Genomic DNA, 13,440 nt, shown 5'->3' with positions numbered 1-13,440 from the left:
AGACACTGGCTTATAAAATAATTAATTGTTTGTCTTAGTCTAAGATTTCAGTAACCTGACCAGCACCAACAGTTCTACCACCTTCACGAACTGCAAAACGTAAACCAACAGATAATGCAATTGGACTTAATAAATTAACTTCAATAGTTAAGTTATCTCCAGGCATAACCATTTCTACACCAGCTGGTAAAGTAATAGTTCCTGTTACGTCAGTTGTACGAACGTAAAATTGTGGACGATAGTTATTATGGAATGGAGTATGACGTCCACCTTCTTCTTTTTTCAAGATATAAACTTCAGCTTTGAAATGAGCGTGTGGCTTAACAGATCCTGGCTTAACAATTACCATTCCTCTTTTGATATCTTCTTTAGCAATACCTCTTAACAAGATACCTGCGTTATCTCCAGCCTCACCTCTATCAAGGATTTGACGGAACATTTCGATACCAGTAATAGTAGAAGCTAATTTCTCAGCACCCATACCAATGATTTCTACTGCATCTCCTGTGTTTGCAATACCAGTTTCGATACGACCTGTAGCAACAGTTCCACGACCAGTAATTGTAAATACATCTTCAACAGGCATTAAGAAAGGCTTGTCAATTTCACGTGGAGGCATTTCGATCCAGTTATCAACAGCTTCCATCAATTCTAAGATAGTAGCTACCCATTTCGGATCTCCGTTTAATCCACCTAATGCAGAACCTTGAATTACAGGTCCATTATCACCATCATATTGATAGAAAGATAATAAATCTCTAATTTCCATTTCTACTAATTCTAATAATTCAGCATCATCAACCATATCCACTTTATTCATGAATACAACCATACGAGGAATACCTACCTGACGTCCTAAAAGGATGTGTTCTCTTGTTTGTGGCATTGGACCATCTGTAGCAGCAACTACTAAGATAGCTCCATCCATTTGTGCAGCACCAGTAACCATGTTCTTTACGTAATCCGCGTGACCTGGACAGTCAACGTGAGCGTAATGACGATTAGCCGTTGCATATTCAACATGTGAAGTATTAATAGTAATACCTCTTTCTTTTTCTTCTGGTGCGTTATCAATTTGATCAAACGATTTTGCTTCAGAGTATCCAGCATCTGCTAATACTTTTGTAATTGCAGCTGTTAATGTAGTTTTACCGTGATCTACGTGTCCAATTGTACCAATGTTTAAGTGTGGTTTGGAACGATCAAAATTTCCTTTTGCCATGATTTAATAATTTAATCTTAGTTATTTATTTATTTATAGTGTTCAATTTATTCACATTTTTTGAGCCAATGTCGGGAATTGAACCCGAGACCTCTTCCTTACCAAGGAAGCACTCTACCCCTGAGCTACACCGGCTTATGTGAGTTCAGAAGTTAAAACTTAGAATTTAGAAATACCAAACCTTCGTTTTTAATTCTTTTGTGGGGAGAGCAGGATTCGAACCTGCGAAGTTTTCACAGCAGATTTACAGTCTGCCCTCGTTGGCCGCTTGAGTATCTCCCCAACTTTTAAATATTTCAATAAACCTTAAATTGATTTTACAAAAACCAAAATATTACCCTAAAATATAGAGCCAGTGGAGGGACTCGAACCCACGACCTGCTGATTACAAATCAGCTGCTCTAGCCAGCTGAGCTACACCGGCTTATTTAATAAAAAAAGTCCGCTATTTCTAACGGACTGCAAATGTATGGAAATATTTGTTTAATCAAAATGTTTTTTGCAAATATTTTTATTTTATACGTGAGCTCTTAATTTTTCTTTTCTTTTTACCAAAACTCGCTCTAATGAATTTGTACATAAATCAACCGCTTCTTCAAAAGTTTTTGCTGTTTTTTTAACCATTAAATCATCTCCGGGCACGTTAATTCGCACTTCCGCAATTTTGTTCTCCTTGTCGCTTGTATTCTCTACTTTTAAAAACACATCTGATGAAACAATTTTATCGTAGAATTTCTCTAATTTATCTAACTTTTCCTGTGTAAAGTCAACAAGTTTTCTGTCAACATTAAAATTCACCGCTTGAACATTTACTTTCATAATTCAAATTTATTAAGGTTATACAATATTATTTATTCCTAGGATGCGCATCTTTGTAAACTCGTTGTAATTCTGTCAGGCTACTATGTGTGTAAATTTGTGTAGAAGACAAACTAGCGTGACCCAACAATTCTTTAACCGAATTTAGATCAGCACCATTGTTTAATAAATGAGTCGCAAATGTATGCCTAAGAACATGGGGGCTTTTTTTTATCTTTTCAGATATAGTACTAAAGTAGGAATTAATCATGCGATACACAAATGTTTCAGAAAGAATTTTTCCTTTTTTTGACAAAATTAACACATCCGTATTTTGAATGATTTCCAGCTTATCTTTTTGCAAATTATACTGATTAATTAAATCAATTGTACAATCTAATAACGGTATAATTCTTTCTTTATTTCTTTTTCCTAAGACCTTTAACGTTTTATTGTATTTGTCTAAATTATTTGTTTTTAAATTAATCAGTTCTGCTCGACGTATTCCTGTGGTGTAGAATAATTCGACTACTAGCTTATTTCTTATAGACTCAAAATCATCTTCAATAAATCCCATTTCTAAAACACTACTTAATTCTTTTTCTGAAAAAGGAATCTGAACTTTTTTGGGAACTTTTAAGGATTTATGTTTCGAGAGTGGACTAAACTCAATTTGTTTAATCTTAAGTAAAAATCTATAGTATGACTTTAAAGAGGAAATTTTTCGGTTAATAGATTTATTTGCAATACCGTTTTCTACCAAAACAACAATCCAACTTCTTACTTGGGAGTAATTAATTTGCTCTAAAGGAAGTTTTTCGTGATTTTCTTCTAAATAGTTTTGAAATGATTTGATATCATCTAAATAGGCACGCAAAGTTAGAGAAGAATAGTTTTTCTCTTTTTGAAGATAATCCTGATAAGCTTGCAAATTAGTAACCATAAAAAAAACCGTTAGCTACAAAGTTACACTTTATAAACTAACGGTTATTATCTTGACATTAAAAAAAATTAATTTTCTAATGCGTCTTTCATGTTCTGAATATAAGCAGCTTTTTGAATTTTTGCTCTATTTACTACAGATGGTTTGTGAAACGCTTGACGCGATCTTAATTGACGAACAGTTCCTGTTTTATCAAATTTTCTCTTGTAGCGCTTTAAAGCTCTATCTATATTTTCTCCGTCTTTAATTGGTATAATTAACATAATTTTGACACCTCCTCTCGTTAAGGGTGCAAATGTAATTATTAATTATGACTAATGAGTCATGAATTACGAATTATTTCAATAAATGATTTTTGAATTGAAAAAACACTCGCTTAGCCCTGATAGGAACGGCATCCTTTTTGTTTTTTTTCTTTAAAAAAATAAAAAGATATAGTGGATAGCTGGATTAGCTTCAAATAAAAAGCCAAGATACAATTTCTAATATCTTGGCCTTCTAATTTATTCTTATATTGAAACCTACTTTACAGCTGGCTTGTAATCTTTATTATCTATAATCATTTTTGATAGGATTTCTTTTAGGATTTCTGAAGTTCCTCCTCCAATTGGTCCTAAACGACTATCTCTTGACATTCTAGCCAATGGATATTCTTCCATGTAACCGTAGCCACCTAGCATTTGAAGACAACTGTATATTGTTTCATCAGCAACTTTTGTTGATTTAAGCTTTGCCATAGTTGCTTCTTTTACAACATATTCTTTTTTATCTAAACGAGCAACTGCTGCGTAATTAAATACTTTACAATGCTCAACATCTGTTGCGTGTTCTACTATTGTATGACGCAATGCTTGAAATTTGTTGATAGTTCTACCAAATGCTTCACGTTGCGACATGTAGTCAATTGCATATTCGATTGCAAATTCTGCTCTTGAATGCGCATTTACAGCCATAATTAAGCGTTCGAAAGCAAAATGCTGCATGATGTATGGAAATCCTTTTCCTTCTTCACCCATTAGGTTTTCTAGAGGAATTTCTACATTATCAAAAGCAATTTCTGCTGTATCTGAAGCTCTCCAGCCTAATTTATCTAATTTAGTTGCTGAAACTCCAGTAGTTTTTGTATCAACTAGAAACATACTTATTCCTTTGTTTCCTAAATCTGGACTTGTTTTAGCGGCAACTACATAATAATCTGCATAAACACCATTAGTAATAAATGTTTTAGAACCATTTAAAACGTATTTATCTCCTTTTTTAACAGCAGTTGTTCGCATTCCTGCCACATCACTACCGCCAAAAGGTTCAGTCACACATAAAGCTCCTATTTTATCCCCTAAAATACTTGGTGCTAAATAGTCTTGTTTAATTCTTTCATCTCCTTCTGCATTTAAGTGAGTCATTGCTAAATAAGCATGCGCCCACATTGCAGCTGCAAAACCACCAGAATTAATTTTTTGAAGTTCTTCTAAAAAAATCACAGTGTAAAATAAATCTAAATTCATTCCACCATAAGCTTCAGGATAATTAATTCCGAAGAAACCCATTTCTCCAAATTTTTTCCAGATAAAACGTTCTATGGTTCCTGTTTTTTCCCATTTATCTACATGAGGAACAACTTCTTTTTTTAAAAAGTCTCGAAGACTAGACCTAAACATTTCATGTTCTTCTGTGAAGTATAATGAATTCATATATTGTTATTATTTTATTAAATTAGCGTCTTTATATTTTAGAATTCCAAATATAAGGCTATTATTTTTATTTTTTCGTTAGGCATTCCCTTAATTTTTGTTAAATCCTCAATATTCTTTATATCATCATTAGCACTTCGATAAATAACAATTTGTCTTGCCAAATTATAATCAAAATAAGGAAATTTAGACAATTCTTTTATAGATAAGTTATTGATGTCTACTTTCTTAATTGTTGGATTTTGTCCGATAAAAAATCTCTTTTGAATATCCTCATAAGCTTCTGGCGAAACACCCCAAACGTATTGCAATTGTTCAATTGAGGCAAAAGCACCAAATTTCTCTTTTTCTTGAAGAACGATATCGGAAATTTTATCACCAATACCATAAACCTCCATGATATCTTCTTTAGAAGCAGTGTTTATATCTTTGATAACAGTGGCTTTCTTTTCTGGAAATTTTTTAAAGTTGACATTTGAATAATCCTTATAGTTTGAATTATTTTTGTTAGTAACCCAGTCAGGGAATTTAAAATTAGGCGAAATTTTGTTTAGCAGTTCATTTGAAACTTTTGTGACTTGTTGAAACTCTTTTGCAGAATTTACATATTTGTCTAGTGCTCTAAATTTATGAAGCCTATCAATTTCATCAACTGACATTCCTAAAACTGACCCTTTATAATCCGTAATGAAATTTGGATTAAAAGGTTTGATTTCATATTTCTTGTCGTTATTAATTTGTTTCAAACTATCAATCTCACTTTGCATAGCTAACCATTGAAGCTCATCATTAGATGGCTTTGGTGTTTTTGGTGAAAAATCAAAAAAATACCAACCAATTTGAAATAAAGTCACGATCAGTAACAACAAAAAAATCCCACTTCTGTGTTCTCTTGAAAACATGAAGTAGGATTTTATATTTTGCATTCTTCCTAAATTTATTTTTTAGGTTCTTGTCTAACTAGTTCGTCATCATTTTCTGAAAACGAATCAGGCTCTTGTTTTGGCGGAATAGTTAAAACTTTATAGAAAAAGTAAGCTGCAAAGCTAACCACTATTCCTTGTGCACAAACCATTGTTATTATTGCTGTTGTGTTCATAATTATTCTTTCCCTTCTTTAATTCGTTTTTTATAAGCTAAATATACAACTAATGAAATGAATAAGAACAATGATAAAAGTAACATTCTTCCTAAAAATTTATAAAATGTATCGTTTGTAAAATCTCCTGTAGCGATTTTATCATTTGCCGAAATTTCATCGCCAACTTTAACTGTTGTTACCTGATTTTTTGAAGCCTCAAATTTATACTCTTTAAAATCTTGGAAGCTAACATCTTTGACCTTTTCGGCTTCTTTATCAAAAACCTGTTTCTTATTTTCGAAAGACAGTTTAATATAGTTAGCACTAACTTCTTCTACTTTACCTTTTTGAGTTCCAGTAGCATCAAAGTTTTCCGCATAATAAGAATCTGTAAACCATTCTTTGTTGTTTGTGTCTGCATCGTTTACTTTGTCAATCCAATCTGGAATACTCGTTACAAGCACAGAACCTAAAAGTAACGGAGTTACTATTAAAATTATATATTTATAGATGCCTGGTATTTTAATATCAGCCCCTCTATTGATTTCTGCCCATCCTTTTTTAATTCCAAAAATATAAGAGAATAAAATAGTTTCAAGGAATGCGAAAACCACTAAACTTACTGTTCCTGCCCAATAATCATACTGATCAAACAAACCTTGTTTATAAAAGATAACAGTTGGTAATCCCATTAACAAAGCTAAACCTCCAAAAGACCAAGCTCCTTTAATTTTACTCCAGTTAAACTCATCTTGCATGAATCCCATCCAAGGTGTTCCCATTGCTAATGAAGAAGTAATACCTGCAAAGAACAATAGTCCAAACCAGAAAACTCCAGCAAATATTGAAAGGACATCACCCCATTGTTGAAATAAATAAGGCATTGTTTGGAAAGCCATACCAAAACCTGCGTTTTGAAGTACCCAATCCAATCCTAAATAACCTGCTGCAATTGGAATTACAATTAAACTACCTAATACTACTTCAACAAATTCGTTCATAAAACCAGCCGAAACTGCATTAAGAGCGATATCATCTTTTTCTCTAATATAGGAAGCATAACATTGTATAGTTCCCATTCCCACAGATAATGTGAAGAAAATTTGCCCTGCCGCTGCCAGCCAGACTTTTGGATTAGTTAAGGAGTCAAATTGTGGTGTCCATAAGAAATTTAAACCATCCCATGCATTTGCATCAGGAAAAATTTCTGAAGCACCTGTTGTCCCAAGAGTTAATCCACGTACAGCCAAAACAACTCCAAACATAATTAATAAAGGCATTCCGATTTTTGCTACTTTTTCAATACCACCTAAACCTTTAGAAAGGATAAAAGTATTTAACAACAAACAGAAAATATAAAAAACAACAGCTTCGTATGGAATACCTGTTGTAGACTGAGCAACATCAACATATGAGTTAAAGAAACCTGCTACATCAGCTTGACTCATTCCGTTAAAAGTACCAATTAATGTATGATATACATAAGACATGGTCCATGACTCTATGTAACAATAATAAGCTGCTACAGCTATGTTAGTAAAAATTCCGAAAACACCAATGTATTTCCAGATTCTTCCTTTTGCCATTGTATTAAGAATGTAAGGTGTACTATGGTTTCCTTTACTTCCACCATATCTACCTGTTGACCATTCAATAAAAAGTAAAGGAATACCCATTACTAGAAAACAAACTAAGTAAGGTATTATAAATGCTCCACCCCCATTTTGGACTGCTTGAACCGGAAATCTTAAGAAATTTCCAAGACCAACTGCATTTCCAGCCATTGCTAATATAAGGCCGACTCGCGAGCCCCAAGAATCTGCTTTTGTAGACATAAAATATTTTTGGTTAGTTATTAGTTTTTCAAAGATAATAAAACCAATTAAAAAACAAAGAAATTATTGAAGTTTACAAATCAAACACCGAAGATCTTTTGGTATAAATCATGTCTTTTAGTTTTAACCAAAAAGCAAAAGTTAAATAGACACCAAACCATAAACCTGCTGTGATGAATGATATATAGATAAAAAACAAACGAACATTAGTAGCTTTCATACCAAGACTATCTGCTAAACGAGAAGCTACAAAAAAGCCGTTTTTTTCAAAAAAATGTAGTATATTTCTAATCATTGTTCTTATTCTTAGCTCAAAGATAAATTATTTTTTTAACAATGTTAGTCCAATTTCGCATTGTAAACATTTTTTATTGCTACAATATTCATTTTTTAATTGCAATAATGCTTGAGATTCAAAGGCATTTTTTGATTTAATTTTAAAGAAATCAAATTTCTCTATAATACTATTTTTTTCTGGCTTTACGGTTTGAATTAAATCAATCAATTCTTCTATACTATCTTTTCCGTTAGCCTTTGCATATAGAAACTTTAATGGGATTATTGTATTTATGATGATTAAGTCTATGAATGAATTGCTGATTGTTTTTGACTTGATTTTACTTTGAGAATCAAAATTATAATGACTAGTCCAATAACTAGATGTTGCATTATTGAAAATTTTATAAATTTCTCCTGTCGTTTTGGCTAAAATCAATTCTAAAAACAAAGTTTGCTTACTATGGTATAACATTGCTAATTGTGCTAATCGAATTGTTGGGAAATTATCTGGTCTTAATTTAAAAAACTGAATTTGCGTTATGTGCGAAGCTTCTAATTGGTATTTATGCGATAAAAAATGCCAGCGCTTTTGCAAATCAATTAAATAATTATCTTGTTTTTCATCATTCAACATTTGACCCTTTCCAAAAAACAATGCTTCTAGATTTTCAACTTCGAAAGATTCTTTTTTAAGTATAGAAAACGGAATTGACTTAGCTAAATCAAGAAAAGACTGACCGTTGATGTTAAGACCAAAATTTTTCGCTAACATACAAAAGAGTGTAGCTTCCCAATCAGAATGATTTTCTTTTAGCAAGATTTCAAAAGGTATTGCTTTGTTTTCCAAACGCTCAAAAAACAATCGTTCTTGCCAATTTGTTAGTACTATTTCTTTTATAGTAGCAATATCTTTTTCGCAAAATATCCAAGATTTTGGCGTTACTAATGCGTTGTACTTTGATATTTCTTCTTGAGAAACCAGTTTCATTAATTCTAAAACTGGGATTGTTGCATTATTTTTTCTATAAATATCGACATCATGTTCCCAAACTACATGAAGAATAACACTATCATAATTTACATCTTTTTCATGATTGTGTAAATACCAATCCGAAGATTTTATATGAATTTCTACATTTCCTGCCCATTTTTGATTGCCTATTATTAGTTGAGCATTGAAAAAATCTGGTCCTTCTTGTTGTAAATAATCCCCAACATTGACAAGGGTTAAACTTTCTCCTTGTGTTGTTATTAGGTTTGAAAAATCAAACTTTTTGTTTTGCCAAATGTAGTGTAGAAAATCTTCTTTCATTATTTAAAATTGAAAGTACTAATATATAAAAAATCCTAATTGAAAAAATATCAATTAGGATTTATATAAATTTATTTAAAAGGACAAATTAGTCTATGTAACCCATTTTTTTCATCCATTCGTCGTTGTACATTTTTCCAACATAACGGCTTCCGTGATCGTGAAATAAAACAACTACTACATCTTCTGCCTTGAAATGCTCTTTTAATTGCAATACACCTTTAATTGCAGCACCAGCAGAATTTCCTAAAAACATTCCTTCTTCTTTAGAAAGTCTTTGTGTATAAACCGCAGCATCTTTATCAGTCACTTTTGTAAAACCATCTATGATTGAGAAATCTACATTTAAGGGCAAAATATCTTCTCCGATTCCTTCTGTTACGTAAGGGTATATTTCTTTTTCGTCAAAAATTCCAGTTTCGTGGTATTTTTTAAACACTGAACCATAGGTGTCAATTCCCCAAATTTTTACGTTTGGATTTTGTTCTTTTAAATATTTACCTACTCCAGAAATTGTTCCCCCAGTTCCAACTCCAACTACAAAATGAGTAACTTTTCCGTCTGTTTGTTCCCAAATTTCTGGACCTGTACTTTTGTAATGTGCTTTTGCATTACTTGGATTGTCATATTGATTTACATACCAAGAATTTGGAGTTTCTTCACCTAATCGTTTTGAAACTGAATAATACGAACGTGGATCTGTTGGCTCAACATTAGTTGGACAAACTACTACTTCTGCTCCAACAGCCTTTAATATATCCACTTTTTCTTTGGATTGTTTGTCAGCCATTACAAAAATACATTTGTAGCCTTTTATAATAGCTGCAAGTGCTAATCCCATTCCAGTGTTACCAGAAGTTCCTTCGATAATTGTTCCACCTGGCTTTAGTCTTCCATCTGCTTCGGCGTCTTCAATCATCTGAAGAGCCATTCTATCTTTTACAGAATTTCCAGGATTAAATGTTTCGTATTTAGCTAATACAAGACAAGGTAATTCTGCTGTAAGTTTATTTAACTTTACCATTGGTGTGTTACCAATAGTCTCTAATATGTTTTCTGCGTAATTCATATTGAATTGTACTTGTTTTAAATTTTTGTGATTGCAAAGATATGGCTTTGAGATAGCATAGCAAAATAACTTTACTATTTGTTGCTCTAACGCTTTTTTAAGAGACCTTAGTAGAAAACAATACAAATAGAGCTCTAACCCTGATTGTAGTGCAACGAAAAGCAGGAATTACATATAATGATAAGCCTGATGTGCTGTTTCAAAAAAAATTATTGGAAGAAATTCCAAACTAAACCAAAGCGAACAATAAAATCGCGATAAGGGTAATTAGGTGCTGAGTAAAAGTTATATCCTGTAAACGAAGAATTAAAATGTTCTGCTTTTAAGAAAATTCTAGTTTGACGAACTTTTGCATTAATAAAAAAATCTAAAGTAGGAAACCCACCAATTTTGGTTTGGTTTTGCACGTAAAATTCAGCTAACAAAGGATTGTAATCATTTGCATAGTATTCCGTAAAGTAATTTAAGGTAATTCCGGTTTGAATTTGCATGGCCTTTTTGAAAATCTTGTCTGTGTAATAAAACGTATTTCTTGTTACAATTTGTGGAACATTTATAACATTACTAGATTGATCTACATTTTGATATAAAATAGTATTATCTAAAGCAAACTTCCAGAATTTTATTTCCTTTTTAGCTTGAAATGATATATAGTTTATAGTGTTTTCAAATTGTTTTGGCTTGACTTTTAATACTGCAATATCGTTGGCTTCATTTTCGAAGTACAAATGGTCGTTTATGATTTTATAATTAAAAGACAAATCAATCCATTTTGTATTTGCTGTGATTTTAAATTGATTTAATTTTTCGTTTTTAAAATTATTATACCAATTATAATCCACATAATTACTTTGATATAAAGTATAATTTAAAGCCGGAAGACTATTTAGTTTTTGGTATTCGAAGGCAAAATTATAATCGTCATTCAATATATAAGTTGCATTTGCTTCTATATTTGAAATAGATTGATCTGTAATTGCATTAGACACTAATAATTTTGCGACTAAATTTTTAGCAAAATATGTGTAAGTTCCACCGATATTATTAATTCTGTCATTAATAGCATTTGGAACTGTGCTATTTCCAGAATTATCATAAACAACGCTATTATAATAATAGTTGTATTTATTATCATCTACAAAAAACTCAACGTTTCCATAGTCTTTTGTTTTGTAGGCTACACCAAGTTTATTATATAAATGATTGTATCTTGTTTTATTGTAAATAGAATTTGAAAATGAGTTACCAAATCTAGAACTTACAGTTTTCTGGTCATATTCAAAAAATTTATATTCCTGATTAAACTGATGTGTAAAAACAACACTATTGGGATTGTTTTTAGATAGTTTAAAGGATTGATCTATTAAAAACCTATTACCTTTTAAAAGATTTTTTGCGTCTCTAAAATATACATCTAATTGAGCTCTGTCATCGTAAGGTGCTTCGCTACTTTCAAAATCCGCATTAGATGTTATACCTCCATTTTCTTGGTTTAAAATATCTTGACCTGTGAAGTGCGCATTTAAAACATAACGTTTATCTTTTGTAAAATAACTTGAAGTAAATCTAAAATTACCAGAACTTGACAAATTATTAATATATTTTCCTAAAGATCTAATTCCTTTATAAGCTATTGAAAAGTTTAAATTTGGTTTTGTATTTATTGTTAGGAAAGCATCTAGAGATTGTCCTTGTTCCATAACCGTTTTAAAATACAAATCCGTTAAAGGTGTAGGAACAGAATAGTACTTAATATCGTCAACTTCTAAATAATTAAAGTGTTTAGCTTTAAAACCAAAATTTGGAAAAGTGGTATTATCAATTAAACCAAAATTTAAAGTATTATAAGTTTGACCTTCATTAGCAAAAGGTAGTAAACCAAATATATCTTTTCTTAACATATTGAATTTATACTCTTTTTGTATGCTTAAAGTTGTGTCTAGAAAAGTTGTGTCTTTTTCTAAAGTATATATTTTATATAGATCAATGGGAGGCTTTTCCTTTTTAGGTAATGCTTCAAGTCCATCGATATTATCTTCTTGTGAAAAAGAAAATAAGCTTAATAAAAAAAAGAATAGTAAAAATATATTTTTCATTTGCATAAATAAGAGCAAATGTAATAATTTAAAACAAAAAAAGACTGCTTAAAAAAGCAGTCTTTAAAAATTTATAATTTAATTATAATTAAATTTTATTTTTTTTTGATTTTAACTTGAAGTTAGCAAGTTTTCCAGATGCTAAAACATTACCAGTAGTATAGTCTTGAAGGACATACGTAGTACCCGTTTTAATTAATCTTGCAACTGGGAAATATGAATTTGGATTACCTTGTACGGCACCACCAGCAGAAAACTTCCAATTGTTGTCAATATTCACTTCTTTAACCCAAACACCAGGCTTAGCCATAGTAATTTTAGTTTTAAAGAAAAAATCTACAGCAGGGACAGCATTTCCAGTAGTTGTATACAAACTTGGAACAATAACATAAGTACCATCAGGAGTTGTAGAACTCATAGTAATAGACTCTGGGCAACTACTATAACTATCAAAAAGAACACTAGTTTCAAACTCATCATAAATTTCTAAGTCAAAATCTAAATCACAAAATGCGTGAGTTCTTGCAGGATCTGCATTATCAGTATAGGTTGGTTCTACTAAAGTACCAAAAGTATCGTAATAATTTTGACTGAAATCAAAAACTGTAACAAAATCATTAGATGTTTTATTAGCAATAGTTATGTTAATCATATCTGAACCTTCAGCAACTGCACCTCTAGCATAAGAATCTGAATACATTCTTAATTGTAAAGTTTCAGTACCTTCAGGCAATAAATCAAATATTGGTGTAATGTCAAAACTAGCAGTAGTCTCATAAGCTGGTACAGTAACAATATGACCAATTGGTCCAAAACCTTCACCAGCTTCTGTCTCAGAACCTGAACACATATAATCTCTAAAAGAAGCATCTCCTCCAACTATTTCTAATTTAAAAGTCAACGACTGATTTATAGCTCTATCAGATGTTAAAGTTATTGTAGCTGTCTCACCTTCTACTAATGAAAAATTAGTTTGATTAGCTGTAACAACTGGTTTTACATATTTAACATCTCCAGTTTCATTTTCAACTTCATTACAAGAAGTAAAGAATATTGATAATGCTAAAACTGATAAAAATGTTTTATAGTTAATTATTTTTTTCATAATATAATA

General features: G+C 31.1%; 13 protein-coding genes and 3 tRNA genes. All 16 read right to left on the bottom strand.

Going from position 1 to position 13,440, the window contains the following annotated elements; translation table 11 throughout:
* Positions 1 to 34 precede the first annotated feature (34 nt).
* Positions 35 to 1,222, bottom strand: coding sequence for an elongation factor Tu (tuf, locus tag G507_RS0115950; protein ID WP_026718435.1), 1,188 nt, complete (start codon positions 1,220 to 1,222; stop codon positions 35 to 37).
* A 63-nt stretch (positions 1,223 to 1,285) separates the two neighbouring features.
* A tRNA-Thr gene (locus tag G507_RS0115945) sits at positions 1,286 to 1,357 on the bottom strand.
* Between the two features lie 66 nt (positions 1,358 to 1,423).
* Positions 1,424 to 1,504 (bottom strand) — tRNA-Tyr (locus tag G507_RS0115940).
* Between the two features lie 68 nt (positions 1,505 to 1,572).
* Positions 1,573 to 1,646, bottom strand: a tRNA-Thr gene (locus tag G507_RS0115935).
* Between the two features lie 92 nt (positions 1,647 to 1,738).
* On the bottom strand, positions 1,739 to 2,041 hold the full coding sequence (gene hpf, locus G507_RS0115930; RefSeq protein WP_026718434.1) for a ribosome hibernation-promoting factor, HPF/YfiA family: 303 nt from the start codon (positions 2,039 to 2,041) through the stop codon (positions 1,739 to 1,741).
* A 28-nt stretch (positions 2,042 to 2,069) separates the two neighbouring features.
* Positions 2,070 to 2,963, bottom strand: coding sequence for a tyrosine-type recombinase/integrase (locus G507_RS0115925; RefSeq protein WP_026718433.1), 894 nt, complete (start codon positions 2,961 to 2,963; stop codon positions 2,070 to 2,072).
* Positions 2,964 to 3,031: 68 nt separating this feature from the next.
* Positions 3,032 to 3,226, bottom strand: coding sequence for a 30S ribosomal protein S21 (gene rpsU, locus G507_RS0115920; RefSeq protein ID WP_026718432.1), 195 nt, complete (start codon positions 3,224 to 3,226; stop codon positions 3,032 to 3,034).
* Between the two features lie 258 nt (positions 3,227 to 3,484).
* Complete coding sequence (locus tag G507_RS0115915) at positions 3,485 to 4,654, bottom strand: acyl-CoA dehydrogenase family protein (RefSeq protein WP_026718431.1); 1,170 nt, start codon at positions 4,652 to 4,654, stop codon at positions 3,485 to 3,487.
* Between the two features lie 38 nt (positions 4,655 to 4,692).
* Positions 4,693 to 5,580: a ComEA family DNA-binding protein gene (locus G507_RS0115910; protein WP_026718430.1), complete on the bottom strand. Its 888-nt coding sequence runs from the start codon at positions 5,578 to 5,580 to the stop codon at positions 4,693 to 4,695.
* 11 nt (positions 5,581 to 5,591) lie between these two features.
* On the bottom strand, positions 5,592 to 5,753 hold the full coding sequence (locus G507_RS17800; protein WP_169627301.1) for a hypothetical protein: 162 nt from the start codon (positions 5,751 to 5,753) through the stop codon (positions 5,592 to 5,594).
* Between the two features lie 2 nt (positions 5,754 to 5,755).
* Positions 5,756 to 7,570 (bottom strand): SLC5/6 family protein, encoded by a 1,815-nt coding sequence (locus tag G507_RS0115900; RefSeq protein ID WP_026718429.1) that lies wholly within the window; start codon positions 7,568 to 7,570, stop codon positions 5,756 to 5,758.
* Between the two features lie 73 nt (positions 7,571 to 7,643).
* Positions 7,644 to 7,865, bottom strand: a complete 222-nt coding sequence (locus G507_RS0115895; RefSeq protein ID WP_035666434.1) for a hypothetical protein — start codon at positions 7,863 to 7,865, stop codon at positions 7,644 to 7,646.
* A gap of 27 nt (positions 7,866 to 7,892) precedes the next feature.
* Positions 7,893 to 9,161 carry a DUF2851 family protein gene (locus G507_RS0115890; RefSeq protein WP_026718427.1) on the bottom strand — a complete coding sequence of 423 codons (1,269 nt, stop codon included), beginning with the start codon at positions 9,159 to 9,161 and terminating at the stop codon, positions 7,893 to 7,895.
* 88 nt (positions 9,162 to 9,249) lie between these two features.
* Positions 9,250 to 10,230: a PLP-dependent cysteine synthase family protein gene (locus tag G507_RS0115885; RefSeq protein WP_026718426.1), complete on the bottom strand. Its 981-nt coding sequence runs from the start codon at positions 10,228 to 10,230 to the stop codon at positions 9,250 to 9,252.
* A gap of 209 nt (positions 10,231 to 10,439) precedes the next feature.
* Positions 10,440 to 12,326, bottom strand: a complete 1,887-nt coding sequence (locus G507_RS0115880; protein WP_026718425.1) for a putative porin — start codon at positions 12,324 to 12,326, stop codon at positions 10,440 to 10,442.
* Between the two features lie 88 nt (positions 12,327 to 12,414).
* Positions 12,415 to 13,431 (bottom strand): hypothetical protein, encoded by a 1,017-nt coding sequence (locus G507_RS0115875; protein ID WP_026718424.1) that lies wholly within the window; start codon positions 13,429 to 13,431, stop codon positions 12,415 to 12,417.
* Positions 13,432 to 13,440 lie beyond the last annotated feature (9 nt).

Source organism: Flavobacterium gelidilacus DSM 15343 (genome assembly GCF_000422685.1).
Taxonomy (GTDB): domain Bacteria; phylum Bacteroidota; class Bacteroidia; order Flavobacteriales; family Flavobacteriaceae; genus Flavobacterium; species Flavobacterium gelidilacus.
Note: the sequence above shows the minus strand (reverse complement) of the source record. Positions and strands in the feature narration are given on the sequence as shown.

Coding starts and splice junctions, on each gene's coding strand:
- rpsU (WP_026718432.1), bottom strand. CDS start 3,226: ATGTTAATTATACCAATTAAAGACGGAGAAAATATAGATAGAGCTTTA.
- tuf (WP_026718435.1), bottom strand. CDS start 1,222: ATGGCAAAAGGAAATTTTGATCGTTCCAAACCACACTTAAACATTGGT.
- G507_RS0115875 (WP_026718424.1), bottom strand. CDS start 13,431: ATGAAAAAAATAATTAACTATAAAACATTTTTATCAGTTTTAGCATTA.
- G507_RS0115900 (WP_026718429.1), bottom strand. CDS start 7,570: ATGTCTACAAAAGCAGATTCTTGGGGCTCGCGAGTCGGCCTTATATTA.
- G507_RS0115895 (WP_035666434.1), bottom strand. CDS start 7,865: ATGATTAGAAATATACTACATTTTTTTGAAAAAAACGGCTTTTTTGTA.
- G507_RS0115885 (WP_026718426.1), bottom strand. CDS start 10,230: ATGAATTACGCAGAAAACATATTAGAGACTATTGGTAACACACCAATG.
- G507_RS0115915 (WP_026718431.1), bottom strand. CDS start 4,654: ATGAATTCATTATACTTCACAGAAGAACATGAAATGTTTAGGTCTAGT.
- G507_RS0115890 (WP_026718427.1), bottom strand. CDS start 9,161: ATGAAAGAAGATTTTCTACACTACATTTGGCAAAACAAAAAGTTTGAT.
- G507_RS17800 (WP_169627301.1), bottom strand. CDS start 5,753: ATGAACACAACAGCAATAATAACAATGGTTTGTGCACAAGGAATAGTG.
- hpf (WP_026718434.1), bottom strand. CDS start 2,041: ATGAAAGTAAATGTTCAAGCGGTGAATTTTAATGTTGACAGAAAACTT.
- G507_RS0115925 (WP_026718433.1), bottom strand. CDS start 2,963: ATGGTTACTAATTTGCAAGCTTATCAGGATTATCTTCAAAAAGAGAAA.
- G507_RS0115880 (WP_026718425.1), bottom strand. CDS start 12,326: ATGAAAAATATATTTTTACTATTCTTTTTTTTATTAAGCTTATTTTCT.
- G507_RS0115910 (WP_026718430.1), bottom strand. CDS start 5,580: ATGCAAAATATAAAATCCTACTTCATGTTTTCAAGAGAACACAGAAGT.